Annotated in this window: 17 protein-coding genes; 2 read left to right on the forward strand and 15 right to left on the reverse strand. The window is 66.6% G+C overall.

Translation table 11 applies throughout. The features are described from left to right. Positions 1-2: 2 nt before the first annotated feature. Genes CJ177_RS13375 through CJ177_RS13405 form a run of 7 tightly spaced genes read right to left on the reverse strand, consistent with a single transcriptional unit; the run spans position 3 to position 5,641 of the window. Positions 3-962 (reverse strand): PDR/VanB family oxidoreductase, encoded by a 960-nt coding sequence (locus CJ177_RS13375; protein WP_061697894.1) that lies wholly within the window; start codon positions 960-962, stop codon positions 3-5. A 45-nt stretch (positions 963-1,007) separates the two neighbouring features. Then, positions 1,008-1,748, reverse strand: coding sequence for an SDR family NAD(P)-dependent oxidoreductase (locus CJ177_RS13380; RefSeq protein ID WP_061697895.1), 741 nt, complete (start codon positions 1,746-1,748; stop codon positions 1,008-1,010). Between the two features lie 41 nt (positions 1,749-1,789). Continuing rightward, positions 1,790-2,293 carry an aromatic-ring-hydroxylating dioxygenase subunit beta gene (locus CJ177_RS13385; RefSeq protein ID WP_061697896.1) on the reverse strand — a complete coding sequence of 168 codons (504 nt, stop codon included), beginning with the start codon at positions 2,291-2,293 and terminating at the stop codon, positions 1,790-1,792. After that, entirely contained in the window at positions 2,283-3,569 is a 1,287-nt protein-coding gene (locus CJ177_RS13390; RefSeq protein WP_061697897.1) for a Rieske 2Fe-2S domain-containing protein, read from the reverse strand. Before CJ177_RS13390 ends, CJ177_RS13385 begins: the two co-directional genes overlap by 11 nt. Continuing rightward, positions 3,569-4,069, reverse strand: a complete 501-nt coding sequence (locus tag CJ177_RS13395) for a nuclear transport factor 2 family protein (RefSeq protein WP_061697932.1) — start codon at positions 4,067-4,069, stop codon at positions 3,569-3,571. The genes CJ177_RS13390 and CJ177_RS13395 overlap by 1 nt, the downstream gene beginning before the upstream one ends. A 5-nt stretch (positions 4,070-4,074) precedes the next feature. After that, the gene (locus tag CJ177_RS13400) at positions 4,075-4,452 is read right to left on the reverse strand and encodes a hypothetical protein (protein WP_061046108.1); all 378 of its coding nucleotides are present in this window, start codon (positions 4,450-4,452) and stop codon (positions 4,075-4,077) included. A gap of 28 nt (positions 4,453-4,480) precedes the next feature. After that, positions 4,481-5,641: an acyl-CoA dehydrogenase family protein gene (locus tag CJ177_RS13405; RefSeq protein ID WP_037182472.1), complete on the reverse strand. Its 1,161-nt coding sequence runs from the start codon at positions 5,639-5,641 to the stop codon at positions 4,481-4,483. Between the two features lie 198 nt (positions 5,642-5,839). Between CJ177_RS13405 and CJ177_RS13410 the strand changes: the two genes are divergently transcribed. Continuing rightward, complete coding sequence (locus CJ177_RS13410) at positions 5,840-7,345, forward strand: PAS domain-containing sensor histidine kinase (protein WP_005250809.1); 1,506 nt, start codon at positions 5,840-5,842, stop codon at positions 7,343-7,345. 98 nt (positions 7,346-7,443) lie between these two features. Continuing rightward, positions 7,444-7,713, forward strand: coding sequence for a hypothetical protein (locus tag CJ177_RS13415; protein WP_005250812.1), 270 nt, complete (start codon positions 7,444-7,446; stop codon positions 7,711-7,713). Between the two features lie 81 nt (positions 7,714-7,794). Here CJ177_RS13415 and CJ177_RS13420 read toward each other — a convergent pair whose 3' ends face one another. The 8 genes from CJ177_RS13420 to styD all read right to left on the reverse strand — a co-directional run bounded on the left by CJ177_RS13420 (position 7,795) and on the right by styD (position 17,283). Beyond that, positions 7,795-9,504: an amidohydrolase gene (locus tag CJ177_RS13420; RefSeq protein WP_061046111.1), complete on the reverse strand. Its 1,710-nt coding sequence runs from the start codon at positions 9,502-9,504 to the stop codon at positions 7,795-7,797. Positions 9,505-9,538: 34 nt separating this feature from the next. Continuing rightward, on the reverse strand, positions 9,539-10,060 hold the full coding sequence (locus CJ177_RS13425; RefSeq protein ID WP_005250815.1) for a hypothetical protein: 522 nt from the start codon (positions 10,058-10,060) through the stop codon (positions 9,539-9,541). A gap of 8 nt (positions 10,061-10,068) precedes the next feature. Then, positions 10,069-11,508, reverse strand: coding sequence for an APC family permease (locus CJ177_RS13430; RefSeq protein WP_061046112.1), 1,440 nt, complete (start codon positions 11,506-11,508; stop codon positions 10,069-10,071). Then, the gene (locus CJ177_RS13435) at positions 11,501-13,459 is read right to left on the reverse strand and encodes a primary-amine oxidase (protein WP_005250817.1); all 1,959 of its coding nucleotides are present in this window, start codon (positions 13,457-13,459) and stop codon (positions 11,501-11,503) included. The genes CJ177_RS13430 and CJ177_RS13435 overlap by 8 nt, the downstream gene beginning before the upstream one ends. Positions 13,460-13,631: 172 nt before the next feature. Further along, positions 13,632-14,201: a TetR/AcrR family transcriptional regulator gene (locus CJ177_RS13440; protein ID WP_095868223.1), complete on the reverse strand. Its 570-nt coding sequence runs from the start codon at positions 14,199-14,201 to the stop codon at positions 13,632-13,634. Between the two features lie 52 nt (positions 14,202-14,253). Further along, complete coding sequence (locus tag CJ177_RS13445; protein WP_005250819.1) at positions 14,254-14,574, reverse strand: multidrug efflux SMR transporter; 321 nt, start codon at positions 14,572-14,574, stop codon at positions 14,254-14,256. Positions 14,575-14,640: 66 nt separating this feature from the next. Beyond that, entirely contained in the window at positions 14,641-15,756 is a 1,116-nt protein-coding gene (locus tag CJ177_RS13450) for an NDMA-dependent alcohol dehydrogenase (protein ID WP_005250820.1), read from the reverse strand. Positions 15,757-15,795: 39 nt separating this feature from the next. After that, positions 15,796-17,283 carry a phenylacetaldehyde dehydrogenase StyD gene (styD, locus tag CJ177_RS13455; protein ID WP_095867902.1) on the reverse strand — a complete coding sequence of 496 codons (1,488 nt, stop codon included), beginning with the start codon at positions 17,281-17,283 and terminating at the stop codon, positions 15,796-15,798. Positions 17,284-17,338: the final 55 nt, after the last annotated feature.

The raw sequence follows: 17,338 nt of genomic DNA on the forward strand, positions 1-17,338 counted from the left end.
TTTCAGGGAAGTTCGACGAGTAGTCGCCCGGATTTCGCGCGCGACACACACGCGGCAATTCTGTCTCCCGCCTTTCTCTCACTCTTGGTGAGGCAATTGTCGCGGTGGTCGGGCTCGCCCTCCAGCACGTCCATGACGCACGTGCCACAGATACCTTCCCGGCACGACGTGTCGATCTCGATGTCGTTCTCTTCGAGTACGTCGGCGATGGACTTCCCGGCAGGCACTTCGAACACCTCGCCCGTGTCGAGTTCCAACTCGAACGCCGTGTCAGATCCGGTCGCTGTAGGCGTCGCCGCCTCGAAGTGTTCGAAGTGGACCGCGTCCTCACCGACCGCGGGTTCCGCCAACCCACGCACCCGATCCATGAAACCTTCGGGGCCACAGGTGTAGACGTGCGTGGCGGCGGACGCGTCCGCCAGGATCTTCTCGAGGGCGGATAATTGGTCGTCCCTCGTCAGGCCGAAGTGCAGGTGCACGTCCCGGCGGAAATCCGCACCCTCCAGCAGGTCGACGAACGCGGCCTGCGCCCTCGTCCGCGCGAAGTAGTGCAGGTCGAACTGTTGTCCCTGCCGGTGCAACGCGAACGCCAGACTCAGCATCGGGGTCAGCCCGATGCCCGCCGCGACGAGGATGTGCCGATCGGCGCCCTCGGCGAGTGTGAGCAGTGTGCGCGGCCGGCTGATCTGCAACTCGCTGCCGATCGTCACACGATCGTGCAGCGCGGCCGAGCCACCGCGGGGCCCGGTCTCGCGTTTGACGGCGACCACGTACGAGTCGGACTCGTGCGGCGGACTGCACAGCGAGTACTGGGTGAGGACCTCGGTGGGACCGAGGATGTCGATGTGGGCGCCGGGAGGGTACGGGTCGAACGGTGACCCGTCCGTCCGAACCAGCCGGAACGACTTGATATCAGGCGTTTCCTCGACAATGTCCGCAACGGTGACAGTGAACATGCTCATGGTGATTTTTCCTCCGGTGCTGCGACCCGTCGCCCTGGAGCGGGGTCAGCGCATGTACAGGCCGCCGTTGACGTCCCAGCAGGCTCCCGTGACCGACGCGGCCGTCGGCGATGCGAGCAGGGCGACGGTCTCGGCTATGAAGTCGGGCGAGCCCAGGGTGCCCACCGGAATCGTGGTGAGAATGGCGGCCAGCTTGTCCGCGGGCACCGTCTCACGCACGACCGGTAGATCCAGAGGCCCCGGGGAGACGGCGTTCACCGTGACACCCGACGGGGCGAGTTCGCGTGCGAAGACCTTGGTCAGTGTGCCGACGCCGCCCTTGGCCGCGGCGTAGTGCGCGCCGGTCGCCGTGCCACCGTTCTGTCCCGCCAGCGACGCGATGTTGACGATTCTGCCGTATCGCTTCTCGGCGAAGTAACTTCCGAACACCTGGCAGCCGAGAAAGGCGCCGTTGAGGTTGATCTCGACGATGTCGGAGAATTCCTCCGGCGCAATGTCCATCAGCGAGCCGGTCTGCGACCGGCCGGCGTTGTTGACGAGGACGTCGATGCCGCCCCACTCCTGGATCACCCGGTCACGTACGGCTTCGAAACTCTTCCGCTTCCGAACGTCCAACTCTACGCCGATGGCCGTGTCGCCGTTCGGATCCAGCTCCGCTGCGGTCTGTTTCGCGGCACCGCTGTCGATGTCCGCGACCGCGACGCGGTATCCGCGGTCGTGCAATTGCTGTGCGATCGCGGCACCGAGGCCGCGTCCGCCGCCGGTGACTACTGCGACAGAATCCACGTCGAGCTCCTGTTCGGTCGATGAAGTTCGGAAAATGCTGATCAGAGCAGGTAGCCGGAGGCGTTGACCGCTGCCTGCGAGTTCACCAACCGGATGACCTTGAGATCCAACCGCGGCCCGCTCTCGGTGTAGCGGATGCGGTGCGTGACGTCGGCGGCGAGGGTCTGCTGATCGTCACGCTTGAAACCCACGAGGATCTGCGCGGACTTCACCGTGATCGAGTCCTCGGTCCGTTCCTCGACCGTGAACCGCGAGACGGTGCGGACCGTCCGGGCGGCGGCGAGCGCGGACATCGAGTATCCGGAGGTCAGACGTTCGATACGCATGCGCCGCATGCGAGTGTCGTCATTGACCATGTTCAGCGATCCGTCGAAGTCGTCGGTGTCCGGGTCGATGGGAATGACGTACCGGCCTTCGTCGGTCCAGAGGGCGTCCCACGCCTGGTAGTCCTTGGCGTCGAGGAGGGCCGCTTCGTGCCAGATGAGTTCGATCGCCTGAAGTACCCGGGTGTCGGCGAGTTGGGCGGTCATCAGATCAGTGCTCATCGGTCATCATCCTCTTCCACATTGCGTAGGCCTCGCGCATGCCGGTCTCGTCGGTGACGTGTGAGGTGCGGTGTCCGTCGCTGTCGAGCGCTTCACGATTGAGACCGCGGTTCACCATGATCGGCATTCCGGGTGCGCCGCGAGAGCCGCGTTGTACCCGGTCCCAGGCCTCGGAATCGTCGGGGCTCCCGAACCCGAACGGGCCCTGGAAGTGTTCGTGGATGCGGAGGCGTTCGCGGTTGACGATCTCCGGTCCACCGTCCATCCCGAGGGCGATGTGCCGGATCTCGGTCTCGTCGACGGAGATCGGGCGCAGTACCCGGAAGAACGACATCGACATCGCGACGTTGGGGAAGATGTTGAGGTTGAACCCGGCGCCGTGCATGGAGCGGACGATGCGGCGGACCTTGTCGGCGGGCATCGTCTTCGACAGTTCTTCGACGATGTGGTCGAAACGGGCCTGAATCTTCTCGGTGCCGTCGTCGTGGTCCAGGTCGACGTGCTCCGGCACCATGATCGCGACGCTGTGGCCGTTTCCGAGAGCGTGGGTCACGGCGTTGTCGTCGGTCATGAAGGAGAGCATGTCTGCGGTCTCGGCGTCGACGGAGGACATCCAGGACCGGTGCACGATCGGGAAGTGGTATCCGTCGGTGGTGTTCTCCAACTGGATCTTCCAGTTTCCGCGGAAGCGGAAGCAATGTTCGCCCTGCGTCTTGATGGGGTATCCGGCGCCCTGCTTCATGAACAGGTCGATCCATACCTTCGCGTCACCGAGGAAGTCGTCGAGGGGTTCGACGTCGGGGTTGAAGCTGGCGAAGATCATCCCGGCGTACGACTCCACCCGCAGGCTCTGCAGGGGCAGGTCCTTCTTGTCGAGGTCCTCGTCGTAGCCGTCGGGGTACGGGATTCCGCGCAGTCGCCCGTCGAGGGCGTACGACCAGCTGTGGTAGGGGCAGGTGAACCCGTTCGCCTTGCCCTTGGGGACCTCGCAGACGCTGGCCCCGCGGTGGCGGCACCGGTTCAGCAGGACATTGAAGTTCCCCTTGCGGTCGCGGTTGACGATCACCGGTTGCCGGCCGATGGTCGCCATCTTGTAGCTTCCGGCCTCGGGGATCTCGCTCTCGTGGGCAACCCATACCCACGTGCGGTAGAAGATCCTCTCGAGCTCCGCCTCGAACATGTCGGGGTCGGTGTACAGCGATCCGTCCACGCGGTCGTCCGTGGCGAGGTCCGCGAAGTTGGTGTCCGTGGTGGTGGGATCCAGTGAAGTGGTCATCACGTTCTCTTTCCATTCGATTCGAGCAGTCGTGTCGCCTCGTCGAGGCGAGTGACGAACAGCTTCTCGGTCGTGAAGTGCTTGATTCGGGCGATACCGCCCCGCACTTCACACTCGGCGGTGATGCGTGCGACGAGCAGTTCGGCCGATTCGTCCTCGTATCGCGACAGCTGCTGCATGATCCACCGCCCCCGCGCTGCGGGGCCGTCCACGTCGATCTGCTCACTCCCGAGCAGGTGTACATTTCCCCGGAAATGGGAGTTCGGTGGAAGGTACGCGGTGAGCATTCCGACGATCTCCGGCCGGCCCCGACGCGTGCCGAACTTGTGCGCGTACTCGGCGCCGATGCCTTCCCACACCGCGTCGGGCGTGAACAGCGAGGCGAGTTCCTCGACCGAAAACTCCACGGAGGGAACATCGCACAGTTCCATGTAGCGGCACATCACGCGGTGAACGGCCTCGCGGCTCTCGATGCGCTCGGTCGCGGTCGCAGAGTGCATTTCGCTCACACGCCGAGGTCGACGTCTTCGCGGACGGTGAGCGCACGGCCGATGCGGGCTTCGATCTTGGCGTATCGCCACAGCGTGTACTCGCCGACCGGGGTGGTGCGGAAGAGGTTGCAGACGGCCTTGACGGTCTCCTGGGTGTCGACGTCGGCGAGGATGTAGCAGGTCCACGGCCAGCCGTCCGACGGTCCGACCATGTGGCTGTCGTCGTCGATGTCGCCGATCACCCGGACGCCCGGTGTCTCGGCCACCGCGTCCATCATCCCGGAGAACGCCTTCCACACCAGCCCGCCCTGGCCGGTCGGGAGGTCGAAGAAGTTCTGATTGATGCCGATGCAGAACAGTACTCGCAGCGGTGCGGTCTTGGTGTCACTCACGATGATCTCCTCGATTCGAACGGGGTGGTCAGATGAAGCCGGGGAACGGCGGGATGTCCATGAGCACCGCACCGGCGCTGTCGTAGATGCCGTCGCCGAGGAAGGCGTGCTGCGGCGGGACCAGGGCCTCGCGCATGTACCGCTGCATCGCGTTGCCGTCGTAGATCGCGCCGGTCCCCGACAACTGGAATGCGGTGTGGACGGCGGAAGCGCCCGCCTTGGCCACGTGCGTCGAGGACAGGCGAAGAAGTGCCGCAAGCTTGTCCGGGACCGGATCGCCGGCGACCACAGTGGCGTACGCCTCGTCGGTGACCTCGTAGAAGAAGGCACGCGCGGACCTCAGCGTCGCCTCGGCCTTGGCCAGGTCTATGCGGTAGTAGGCGCGATCGGCGAGCTTGGGCGCTCCGGTGATTCCCGTGCGTCCCGCACCGACCTTGATCGCGTAGTCGAGCGCGGCGCGGCCGACTCCGAGATTGACGACGGCCAGGACCTGGGCGGCGTAGGCGATGGAGGGGTAGCGGTAGAGGGGTTCGTCGACGGTCGGGGTTCCGCCCCGGATGAACGTCCAATCCTCGGGTACGACGACGCCGTCGACCTTCAGTTCGTGGCTTCCGGTACCCGACAGACCGACCACGTCCCAGTTCTCGACGATCTCGACGTCCTTCGGCCACAGCAGTGCGGTGCGGGGTTTTCCGGCTGTGGAGTCGCCGCCGCGGATTCCGACACCGAGAATGTCGGCGCCCTTGCATCCGCTGGCGAACTTCCACTGCCCGGTGATCTTCAGACCACCCGGCACCTGCTCGGCGGGTTGGACCGGGAACAATCCGCCGGCGAAGACGAGGTCCGGGCTGTCCTTGTACAACTCCGCCTGCGTCGCGAGGGGCAGTGCCGCCAGGTAGACGAGCGCGGAACCGAAGCTCGCAACCCAGCCCGCCGACGCATCCACCGCGGAGATTCGTTCGATCATCCGCAGAAACTCGCTCGGGGGCAGTGCGTCGCCACCGAACCGGCGGGGGGTCGCCGCGCGGTAGATGCCGATCTGCTTGAACTCGTCGATCATGTCGCGAGGCACGAACTTCTGGCGAGCGAACTCTTCCCGCCGCAATGCGACGTGCTCGAGGACGTCCTCGAACGACAGCGTCCCGTTCGCGGCGGTGTCCGTCGTGTCGAGGGTCGGTGCGTTGGTCATCAAATACTCCGATCGACGCGAAGTAGAAGGGGTGTGGCGTTTTTCGTGTCGAATTCACGCTATTGCGGTGGCGGGCATCACTCAATCGGGGCTTCCTCCCGCGGACGTGCAGAGATGTCGCCTCGGAGTAAAGGATTTCCCTATCGTGTCCGCGGTCCGTCCGCTCAGTAGACTCGAGATGAGCCGAAGGAGGCCGCATTGTCCGATCTCGCGCCGTCCGACTACGAACGACTCGTCGAGTCCCTTCGCTACTGCGTCCTGGTCCACGATGCGGCCACCAAGGACATCCTCTGGGCGAACCGGGCTGCGTCGGAACTGCTCGAGTTCACGGTCGAGGAACTCAAACCGCTCAAGGCGCCCGATATGAGTTCCCCGGCGAAGCGGTACCGCCGTTCGGTGGGACGGCGGTGGCTGCAGGAGGCTGTCGTCAACGGGGCGGCGGTCATCGAATGGACGTATCGTGCGAAGAGCGGGCGAGAAGTCCTGACGGAGGCGATCGCGATCCGGGTCGAGTTGAGCGCCCGGACCGTGGTGATGGTGCAGTTCCGCGACATCGAGCAGGAAACGTCGATGCGTCGCGACCTCACCCGCACCGAGGCCGACCTCACCCGCACCGAGGCCCGCCTGGCCGCCTTCCTGCGGAACATGGCCGAAGGAATCCTCGTCCTGGACGACGACAGCCGTATCACGTACGCGAGTGAGGCGGCGTCGCAGCTCCTGAAAGTTTCGGTGGCATCGCTTGTCGGCGAACGCTTCACGGAGTTCTGCCGGGCGGGGCAGTCACGGGAGAGCGTGCGCCGCGCCCTGGAACTGACAACCGCCGACGGGGGCTCCCAGAGCCTGCGCTACGAGGTGGAACTGTCAGCCGAGGAGCGCCGGTGGCATGCGGGAAGCTGCCAGCACATCGGTATCGAGAACGATCTGAGCGGCCACCTCCTGCTCTTCCACGACGTCACCGAACACGTCCGCACCGAGCAGGAGCACGAACGGGACTCGCAGTACCTCAATTACCTGGCCCGCTACAACGCGATGGGCGACATGGCCATGGCCATCGCTCACGAGTTGGCCCAGCCGCTCGCGGCCGCCACCAATTTCATCGCCGGAACGCAGAGCCGCCTCGACGACGGCCGGAGCGGTCACGACGAGGTGAGCTGGGGCCTGGGGGAGGCGCGCAAGCAGATCGACCGGGCCAATCAGATCGTCCGGAGTCTGCGTGAATACGTGACGCAACTCGAGGAGTCCCAGCAGATCGTCGATCTCAACGACATCGTCGACGAATGCGCGTATTTCATCGACATTCGTGCGCGGCAGAAGGGAGTTCACGTCGAGTACCTCCGTGCGCACGACACGGTTGCCGTCGTGTGCGAACGTGTGCTCACCGGGCAGGTCATCCTGAATCTGTGTTTCAACGCCATCGACGAGATGGCGGAATGGCCGGCGGCCGACCGCATCGTGACGGTACGCACCGACGTTACCGCGACGGAGGGCGTCGTGAGCGTCGAGGACCACGGCAAGGGGCTCTCGCACATCCCGGACGGCCGAATCTTCGACGGCGCGTTCACGTCGAAGTCCACGGGCCTTGGTATCGGGCTCGCACTGAGCCACCGCATCATCACTCGCCAGGGTGGGACACTCACCGCGCGCGAGAACGATCCGCACGGGGCCGTCTTCACGTTCACGTTGCCCGCCGATCCGAACCGCTGAGCGGCCGACCCTCACGCGGGTAAAGGTTTCTTGGATTCCGTTGGGCACGATCCGGTTCTAGCGTGGTGGGAAACACCACCGCGGCCCGGAGGTACCTCGTGGACTATTCGCACCATCACCGGACATTCCTGACCTGTTACGCCGACACCCACCGCTACGGGTGGCACCACGTCGACCTCTTCGTGCACGACGAGGACGGCAACGAAGTGAACTGGGTCCATTGGCAGACCCGCGAGGACGGACCGGACGGCGCCGACGCGGCTACCGCGCGTGTCGAGCCGAACCTGAGACGGACCACCGACTGGCAACGCGGAATCAGCGCCGACGGAAGCGAGTACTGGATCGCCGAGGCGGCATGGGCTCAGTGAATCGACGGATCGGATAGACGTCCAACAGCCGGTTCGCCGACCGAGCGGCGAACCGGCTGTTCCGACGTATCGGTACCGGACTTACGCGACGCTTTCGGCGACGCGCTGGAACACGACCTCCCCGCCCAGCACGGTGGAGACGACCTGCATTGCCGGAATGTCGTGCGGGTCGATGGTCTCGAGGTCGCCGTCGAGGATGCACAGGTCGGCCACCTTGCCGACCTCGAGGGATCCCTTCCAGTCCTCGGCGAAGTCCTGCCAGGCCGCGTTGATCGTGTACGTGCGGATCGCGTCGGCGAGCCCGATGCACTGGTCGGGCCCGCTCACCGCGCCGCTGGCCTTGCTCTCGCGCAGGATCATCGTCGAGATGCCCTGGCGCCAATCGGGCGGTGTGACCGGTGCATCGGAACTGCTCATCAGGTGCACCCCGGATTCGACGGCGCTGCGATACGGCCATTCGTAGGCGGCTCGTTCGGTCCCGACTACCCCGACCTCCAAGTCGGCGATCGTCCACTTGATCGTCGGGTTCATGTTGACGCCGATGCCGTTCTCGGCCAGGCGCTTCAGGGTGGCTTCGCTGATGAAGTCGCCGTGGATCAGGTAGTGCCGGGCATCCTCGCGGGGGTGCGCATTCTGCGCGGCGACGATCGCGTCGGCGACGGTGTCGATGGCACGGTCACCGGTGACATGCACACCGATCTGGTAGCCGGCCTCGTGGCCGATGCGGACCATCTCGGTCACCTCGTACACCTGACGTTCGTCGGTGTCGCCGCCGACGCAGAGTGAGCCGCAGCCGCCGCCGACGTACTCCTCGTGCATCCACGCGGTCTTGCTCGGCGGGATGCCGTCGGCGAACACCTTCACTCCGAGTACCCGGAACATCCGCGGATCCACCGATTCCGGAACGTCGATTTCGGCGAGGTTGCGTCCGAAATCCTCAGCCGATCCGGACATTCCGGTAGGCAGGAGGAGAAGGTTGACGCGGGCGCCCAGTTCGCCGCGGCGGGCGAGGTCGGCATACACCGCGAGTCCCTCGGCGCCCATCGCGCCACCGGCGAGGGCCTCGCCGCCGGGGCCGATCGCGGGATCGGTGAAGCTGGTGATGCCCTCGCTCTGCAGGATCGAGACCGCCGAGCGAAGTGCCTCCTCCCGGCGTTCCCGGGTGAGGGCCGGGAGAACACGCTGCACGAGGGCCTGCGCACCCTCCATGACGATGCCGGTCAGCAGGCCGTCCTCGCCGACGGGCATGAGGCTGCCCGGCGGCAACGGGGTGGTCTCGTCCACCCCGGCGAGCGCGAGCGCCGCGGTGTTCACCCACGACGTGTGCCGCGAGAAGTCCTGCAGGAACACGGGATTGTTCGGGGACACCTCGTCGAGGTCCCAGCGGGTCGGCGTGCGACCGGCCTCGGCGAGACACTCGTCGAGATACCCGTCGTCCCAGCCGGTTCCGATGATCCACTCGCCGTCCTCGGCCGCCGCGGCGGCCTCCCGCACGAGTTCACGGACGTCCGCGATCGACCGGACAGCAGGGAACGACACATCCAGCGACAGCGGCGGAGTGTCGAGCCCGTAGGCGATGGCGTGCAGGTGCGAATCGTTGATTCCCGGGAGGATCGTCTTCCCACCGAGGTCCGTGACCACGGTGTGCGGTCCGATCAGGGTTTCGATCTCCGCATCGCTGCCCACCGCGTGGACGAGTCCGTCACGCACCGCGAGGGCGGTGGCGATCGTGAAGTTCTCGTCGACGGTGAAGACCTTGCCGTGGATGTAGACGGCATCGGCGTAACTCATCGGTTCCTCCAGGTTGCTGTCGGTGGGAAGGATGTCAGACGGCCATGGGAGCCATGCCCAGGATCATCAGTGCGGATCCCGTCGCCGCGGTCTTGACGCCGGACCCGTGTTCGGGGCGCGGGGTGGAGCGAAAGAGATGCAGTGTCACCAGTGCCCAGCACACGAGCACAGCGAGGGGGAACCAGCCCGTCGAGATCCCTGCGCCACCGTGGTGGTGACCCGAGGGTGCCGGCGCCGACGCCGTCGAGGCGGGAGCGGACGTCGGGGCCAGGAGCAGCAGCACCCCCATGGCGGTGAGGTCCACCGCGCAGGGAACGGCTGTCCGGCGGTGCATGGTCTCACCGGTGACGAAGACGGCGAGGGCGATGAGGACGGCACCCTCGAGCAGGTGAATCCCCGCCGGCACGCCGGGGATCATCATCGCGACCATGGACACCGCCATCGCACCGTGCGCGATCCGCACCCGGCAGTCCGTTCCGTGCGCCCGCCACATCGGCACGACGGCCCCGACCGCTCCGACGAGCATCGCCGCGTGCACGGCAGGGATCTCGAACATCGTCGAACTCAGATCGTGGGGGTGAGTTCGCGACGCTGCCCGACGTCCGCCCGGCTCTGCCGGGTGACCCGGGCGACGACCAGTCCGGCGACGAAGAACAGAGCGATCACTGCCAGCAGGATGTCCGCGAGCAGTTCCGAACCGCCGATCAGCGTGGTGAAGTTGTCGAGCACCAGCCCGGTGACGGCCACCAGACCCACGCATCCGAGCACCGGAGCGATGCGCGTGTGCCAGAGCCGGGTATCCAGCCGGGTGCGGGCGAAGAAGGCGATGATCGCGACGCTGGTGAGCACCATCAGCACCAGGATGCTCACGGTGGCCAGACCCGCCATCCAGGTGAACAGTTCCAGCACCGGGTCCGCGCCGACGAGGGCGAACACCCCCACGACCACCGTCGCGGAGATCGTCTGGGCGACCGAGCCGATATGCGGGGAACCGTGCTTGGTGTGGGTGCGGGACAGTGCGCGCGGAGCCGCGCCCTTGCGGGCCAGGGCGAACACGTACCGGGAGATGGCGTTGTGGAAGGCGAGGAGCGCGGCGAACAGGCTGGTGACGAGCATGATTGCCATGACGTCGGCCGCGGGTCCGCCCAGGAACTGCGCGGCGGCGGCGAACGTCAGACCGGCAGGGTCAGCGGCGGCTGCGGCGGAGACGTCGTCGCTGCCGAACGCGAGCACCACGGCCCAGCTCGCCAGCGCGTACACCAGTCCGATGACGATCACGGCGGCGTACGTCGCGATCGGAATCGTGCGCCGGGGGTTGCGGGCCTCCTCGCCGTAGATCGCGGTCGCCTCGAATCCGATGAACGACGCGATAGCGAACATCAATGCGACACCGGGGGATCCGCTGAAGAACGACGTCGGGGTGAACGACGCGAAGTCGATACCCGCGGCCCCGCCCCGCACCAGCACGCCGAACGACAGCGCCAGGATGATGCCGATCTCGAGCACGAGGAGAACCCCGAGGACCTTGGCGCCGAGGTCGATGCTGCGGTATCCGAGCACGGCCACGAGTGCGATGAGCACGAGCGCCCACATCCACCACGGCAGGTCGGGTCCGCCGTACTGGACCACGAGGCCCTGAATCGTCGCGGCCGCCAGACCGTACACGGCGGCCTGGATGGCCGTGTAGGTCAGAAGTGCGAGGCCGGCGGCCCCGAGCCCGCAGGATTCGCCCAGCCCCTTGGCGACGTAGGCGTAGAAGGCGCCGGTGTCGACCATGTGGCTGCTCATGGCCGCGTAACCGACGCTGAAGACGAGCAGGACCAGTGCGGCGATGAGATAGGCGGTCGGGGCGCCCGCGCCGTTGCCGATCGCGATCATGACGGGCAGAGCACCGCCGATCGCGGTCAGCGGCGCGGCGGCAGCGATGACGAGGAAGACGATCCCGACGACGCCGATGGATCCGCGTAACTTGCCGGCTCCCGAACCCGTGGTGGTGTCAGACATCTGTTCCCCCGTCCGCGTGGCAGCTGCCGCCTCCGGTCGCGCAGTGCTTCGACGTCGTGCGGGGAACGTCGAGAGCGGGGTTGCGGTCGAAGAAGCCGTTGGGCTTCAACGTGAAGCCGGTGTAATCGACGGGCATGATCGGCCAGTCCTCCGGTCGCGGGAAGTGGGTGAGGCCGAACGTGTGCCAGACGACGACGTCTTCGTTCTCCAGATCCCGATCGCCGGCCACGAAGCTGGGCAGACCGGCGCCACCCGCGTGCTGGTTCACGAAATCCCCTGCTGCGTAACGCTCTTTCTCGTCGAACTGGGTTACCCACAGGTGCTTGGTGGCGAACGTCGCCCGCGCCGCGATCGAGGAGTCGTCGTCGGCCAGCAGGATCGGCTGCCCCTCCGGGTGGAGTGCGTACGCCACCGGCTTGCCCAGACGATTCAGCTTGTTGGGGTTGCTGATGTGCCACACGCGTCCGACGCTGTTGTCCGCGAGGCGCTGCGCCTCGGATTCCTTCGTCAGCGGCGTGCGCTCGAGGGTGAATGCGTTTCCGTGCAGGTTCCCGGGGCCCATCTTCACCCGCTTGGTCTGTACTTCCTCGACGGAGTTGCGGTCGCCGTCGATCATCATGTCGAGGCGGGCGCTGAACAGGTGCTGGTGGTACGGGGCGCCGAGGCCGGGGGCGATCTCCGAGGCGTACGGGTAGTCGCCGCCCGGGTGACCCGACGTGAAGACGATGCCGGTGGCCTTGACCTCGAACTCGATGGTGCCGTCGAGGTACAGGTACCAGAAGAATCCGTAGTCGTAGTTGCCGATCGTGGTGAAGAACGAGATGACGAGACGGCGCTGGCGGCGAGTCTCGGCGGAGCCGGCCCACAGGTCGGTGTGCTTCCACAGCACGCCGAAGTCCTCCTCGTGCATGCACACGGCGTTCTTCAGCGTCTTGGGGGTGCCGAACTCGTCGGCGATCACGGCGTCGAAGTAGGTGATGTCGCCGACGCAGTCGCAGCCGAGTTCGAGGGCGTTCGCGTAGCGGCCCACCATGTACTCGCCGGTGTCGAAGTAGTTCTGCCACGACCGGACCGGCGAGGGATCGCCGTACGGCACCACCATCTCGGCGATGGACGCGCGGTGGATGATCGGGCGGACCCGGTCACCGTCGGCGAATCCGAGCTGATGGAGGACGAGACCCTCACGGGCGTCGAAACCGACGCGGAAGGACCACTTCTCCCAATCGACGTGGTTGCCGTCGACGACGAAGCTGGGTCCCTCGGGCTGGGTGATCTCGATGGGCTTCTGGGTGGTGCGCAGGGGGCCGGTGACGGCGAGATCGTCGAAGTTGCCCGACTCCTCGGGGATCGGGACGGCGCCGAGGTCGAGAACATCGGTGACGGTCCGGTTCATGACGTCGACGAATCCGACGAGCCCGTCGATCGGGTGGGCCCAGGCATGGTCCTTCGGGTGGTCCTGGCGGAACGCGAGCCCCCGGAGGATCCGGGTGCCCGTCTCGCCGGGGTAGTCGAAGACACCCGCCGAGAGGGGAGCGACCCGGACGTCGGCGACGTCGAGTCCGCGGGCGGCGAGCGCGGCGAGCCAGCGTTCGTCGGCGGCCAGTACCTGCTCGACGAGCTCGAACTCCTCGTCCAGGACGGGCATCTGACCGTCGCGGGCGGCGTCGAGGGTCACCGAGCTGATCACCGACCGCTGGGTCACGGACACCACGACGTCCACCGCGTTCGGCGACGAGATGTCGTGCAGCAGAACGCGGAATCGGCGATCGGTCTCCGGGGACTCAGCCGTGTACAGCGTCGACTTGTCCGGTTCCTCGAGGCCGACGTAGACGAATCTCGTCTGCTCGGTCAGCGCGTCGGCGGCCTCGAGGATCTCGCGGAGGGAGGCGATTTCTTCGACGGTCGGCAGCGACAGCGGGTGGTCGATACGCGCAGGGGAAAGGGTGGGCATGTCGCGATCCTTTGGTTCTACGGATGTTGAATAAAAAGCTTAGTGACGTACGTTACAGCCGAGGTGCCCTCGTGTAAACAGTGAGTTTCGCGCCCGAACATACTGACCGTTCGGTCAATAATGCCGCGTTAACAGATTCCGGGGCAAGGTTTTTGGTGGAGCCGCTGACGGCTCAGAGCGCGGCGAAGAACTGCTCGAGCATCTCCAGCTGACGTGCCGCCGACGTTTCGCCCGGCGTGAGGACACCCAGAATCTGCATGCCCATCATCATGTTCAGAAGTTGCTCGACCACGATGCTGACGTCGATGTCGCCAACGGTGCCGTCCTCGCGCGCCTGATCGAGGAAGACGGCCATCTGCTCGCGCCAATTGTCCATCGTCCGGCGGTTGGTGGCGGCCATCTGCTCGTCGTACATGGCCCGCGGCCACAGCGAGGCGGCGATCCGGGCCTCGAGGAGTTGCTCCTCGTTGATCGGCATCACTTCGCGGCACAGGATGCGCAGCGCGTCGAGCCCGGTCGCGTCGCCGAGCGCCTCCGCGATCCGGCGGTCGGTGGCCTCGGAGATGTGCTCGTACGACGTCCGGAGGATCTCGTCCTTGCCGGCGAAGTAGTGACTCAGGGCGCCGTTGGTGTAGCCGGCCTCGGTGGCGATGTCGCGCATGTTGGCGGCGTCGATACCGCGGGCGGCGATCAGCCGCCAGGCGGCGGCGGTGATGCTGCGCCGACGCTCGTCGTGATCCACGAGCTTAGGCACGACGCGTACCTGCCCCACCAGCGATCATGCGACCACGGTATCAATGAGCTCCGCCGAGATTGAGAACGACCACTCCCGAGACGACGAGACCCAGGCCGAAGACCTTCGTCGCGGTCAGCGGCTCGCCGAGAAACGCCGCGCCGATCGCGACGATCGCCGCCGTCCCGAGCCCCGACCACATGGCGTAGGCGATGCCGACCGGCACCGTCTTGACCGCCTGCGACAGGAACACGAACGCGAGAATGTACCCGGTGAGGCACCCGACCGTCGGCCAGAGCTTCGTGAAGCCCTCGGTGGACTTCAACAGGCTCGTTCCGAATACCTCGGCGGCGATCGCGGCAATCAGGAACACGTACGGCATGGGGACAGGGAACCATGCCGGGAGCGGCGGAGCGTGCATCGCCCTACCGCTCCCGGCCGTGCCGATCTACGAGTACATGATGACGCCGCGGACGTTCTCGGCCTTCCGCATCGCCTCGTAGCCGTCGTTGATCCGATCGAGTGTGTATGTCCTCGTGATCATCTCGTCGAGCTTCAGCTGACCCTCCATGTACAGGCGGAGCAGATGGGGGATGTCGAACCGGATGTTCGCGTTGCCGAACCACGCGCCCTTGAGCGTCTTGCGCATCGCCGTCAGATCGAACAGATTCAGGTCGACGTCGTTCTGTGTGATGTCGCCGACCGACACGTGGACGCAGGTGCCGCCCTTGGCCACCAGGCTCATCGCCGGCGCGATGATGCGGCCACTCGCGTTCGCGACGGTGATGAGCACCTTGTCGGCGAGCTGGCCCCACGTCAGATCCTGGAGGAGCGGCAGCGCCTCGTCGATGCTCGCCGCGGTGTGGGTCGCGCCGAAGATCTTGGCCTGCTCCCGCTTGAATTCCGACGGGTCGACGACCACGACGTGCCGGGCCCCGGCGAGCGCTGCGCCCTGGACCGCCCCGCACCCGACGCCGCCCATGCCGATCACGACGACGGTCTCACCGGCCTGGACGCCGGCCGCGTACACCGACGACCCCCAGCCGGTCGTGACACCACAGCCGACCAGCGCCGCCTTGTCGAGGGGAATGTCCTTCGTGATCTTGACGCACGACGCCTCGTTGACCACGGTGTACGGCGAGAACGTCCCGATCAGGCACTGGATGGCGGCGTCCTTGCCGCGAACGTGATGCCGCGCCGTGCCGTCCGAGATCTGCCAGCCCTCGAGCAGGTGGGCTCCCAGGTCGCAGATGCTGGACTGGCCGGTCGCGCACTGCCGGCACCGGCCGCACGCGGGGATGAATCCGAGAGCGACGTGATCGCCCTTCTCGACGCTGGTGACACCGGGCCCGACCTCGAGCACGACTCCGGCGCCCTCGTGGCCACCGATGAACGGGTAGTACTCGAGCGGCACGCTGCCGTCCCGGACATGCTCGTCCGAGTGGCACATCCCCGACGCCGCCAACTGCAGCAGCACTTCACCGTGCTTCGGCGGGTCGAGTTCCAGTTCTTCGATCTGCCACGGCTGACCGGGCTCCCACAGCACTGCTGCCTGGGTCTTCATAAGTCCTGCTCCTGTCCGACGACGTCGATGCGGTGGGGATCAGAGGACGATCGTGACGACCTTCTCCTCGGTGTTGGCTTCGATTCCGGCCCAGCCGAGTTCGCGGCCGGTGCCGCTGGTCTTCATGCCGCCCCACGGCAGGGCGGGGTCGATCGGTGCCCAGCCGTTCACCCCGACCGCTCCGGCACGGACCTTGCCGGCGAGAGTGTGGGCGTGCGACACGTCGCGCGTCCAGATGGTCGCGGCCAGCCCGTAGTCGGTGGCGTTGGCGATCGCGATCGCTTCGTCGGTGGTGTCGAACGGGATGACGGTCCCGACGGGGCCGAAGATCTCTTCCTTCGCGATCTTCATGTCGTTGTTCGCGTCGGCGAAGATGGTCGGCTGGACGAAGAACCCGTCCAGGTCCGGGCGGCCACCGCCGGCGACGACGCGTGCGCCCTCGCTGCGTCCGGCCTCGATGTAGCCGAGGACGGCGTCGCGCTGCTTGGCGTTGACCAGGGCTCCCATGGTGGTGGCGGGATCGAACGGGTCGCCGAGGACCTGGGCGGACGCGGCGGCGGCGAGACCGTCGACCACCTGCGAGTACAGCGACCGGTGCACCAGGATGCGCGTGCCCGCGGCGCAGACCTCGCCCTGGTTGAAGAACAGCCCCATCGCGGTGCCGTTCAGGGCAGCCTCGAGGTCGGCGTCGGGAAGGATGATCTGCGGTGACTTGCCGCCGAGTTCGAGGGTGGTCCGCTTGAACGTGTCGGCGGCGCGCTTGGCGATGATCCGGCCGACGCGGGGGCTGCCGGTGAAGCTGATCTTGTCGATACCGGGGTGGGCCGCGAGCGCGTCGCCGGCGACCTCGCCCAGTCCGGGCACGATGTTGACGGTGCCTGCGGGCAGTCCGGCCTCCACCAGGAGACTCGCGAGGTGCAGGATCGACAGCGGTGCGTCCTCCGGCGGCTTCACCACCAGGGTGTTCCCGGCGGCGAGCGCGGGGGCGATCTTCCACGCCGAGATCATCAGTGGGGTGTTCCACGGGACGATCGCGCCGATCACGCCGACCGGTTCGCGGACGGTGTACGAGTGGGTGGGCTGGCCGAAGTAGCCGGCGGTCGGGATGGACTGGCCGGTGATCTTGTCGGCCCAGCCGGCGAAGTGACGGAACGTGCCCGCGGCCATCGGGATGTCGAGCATGGTGGGCTGGCCGACGGGCTTGCCGACGTCGAGGGCCTCGAGTCGGGCCAGGAGTTCGCCGTCGCGTTCGATCAGGTCGGCGATCTTGTTCAGGATTCGTCCGCGGGCGGCGCCGGGCAGTGAACCCCATTCACCGTTCAGCTGCGTGCGGGCGGCCCGGACCGCGTCGTCGATGTCCTGGGCGGTGCCGGACGCGATCTGGGCGAGGGGGCGAGCGGTGGCCGGATTCAGATCCGTGAACGTCCCGCCGTCCGACGCCGCGCGCCACTGCCCGCCGATGAACAACTCGGTCGCGGTTCCATCAGGAAGTCCTGTGGCACTGACGTTCTCGTGTACTGCGGTCATGGCGTCAACTCTCCCGGTGATGTTGTGATGGCTGTCACAAGCATGCGGGCGGAGG

Origin of the sequence: Rhodococcus sp. ACPA1, assembly GCF_002300195.1 — a bacterium.
GTDB lineage: Bacteria > Actinomycetota > Actinomycetes > Mycobacteriales > Mycobacteriaceae > Rhodococcus_F > Rhodococcus_F opacus.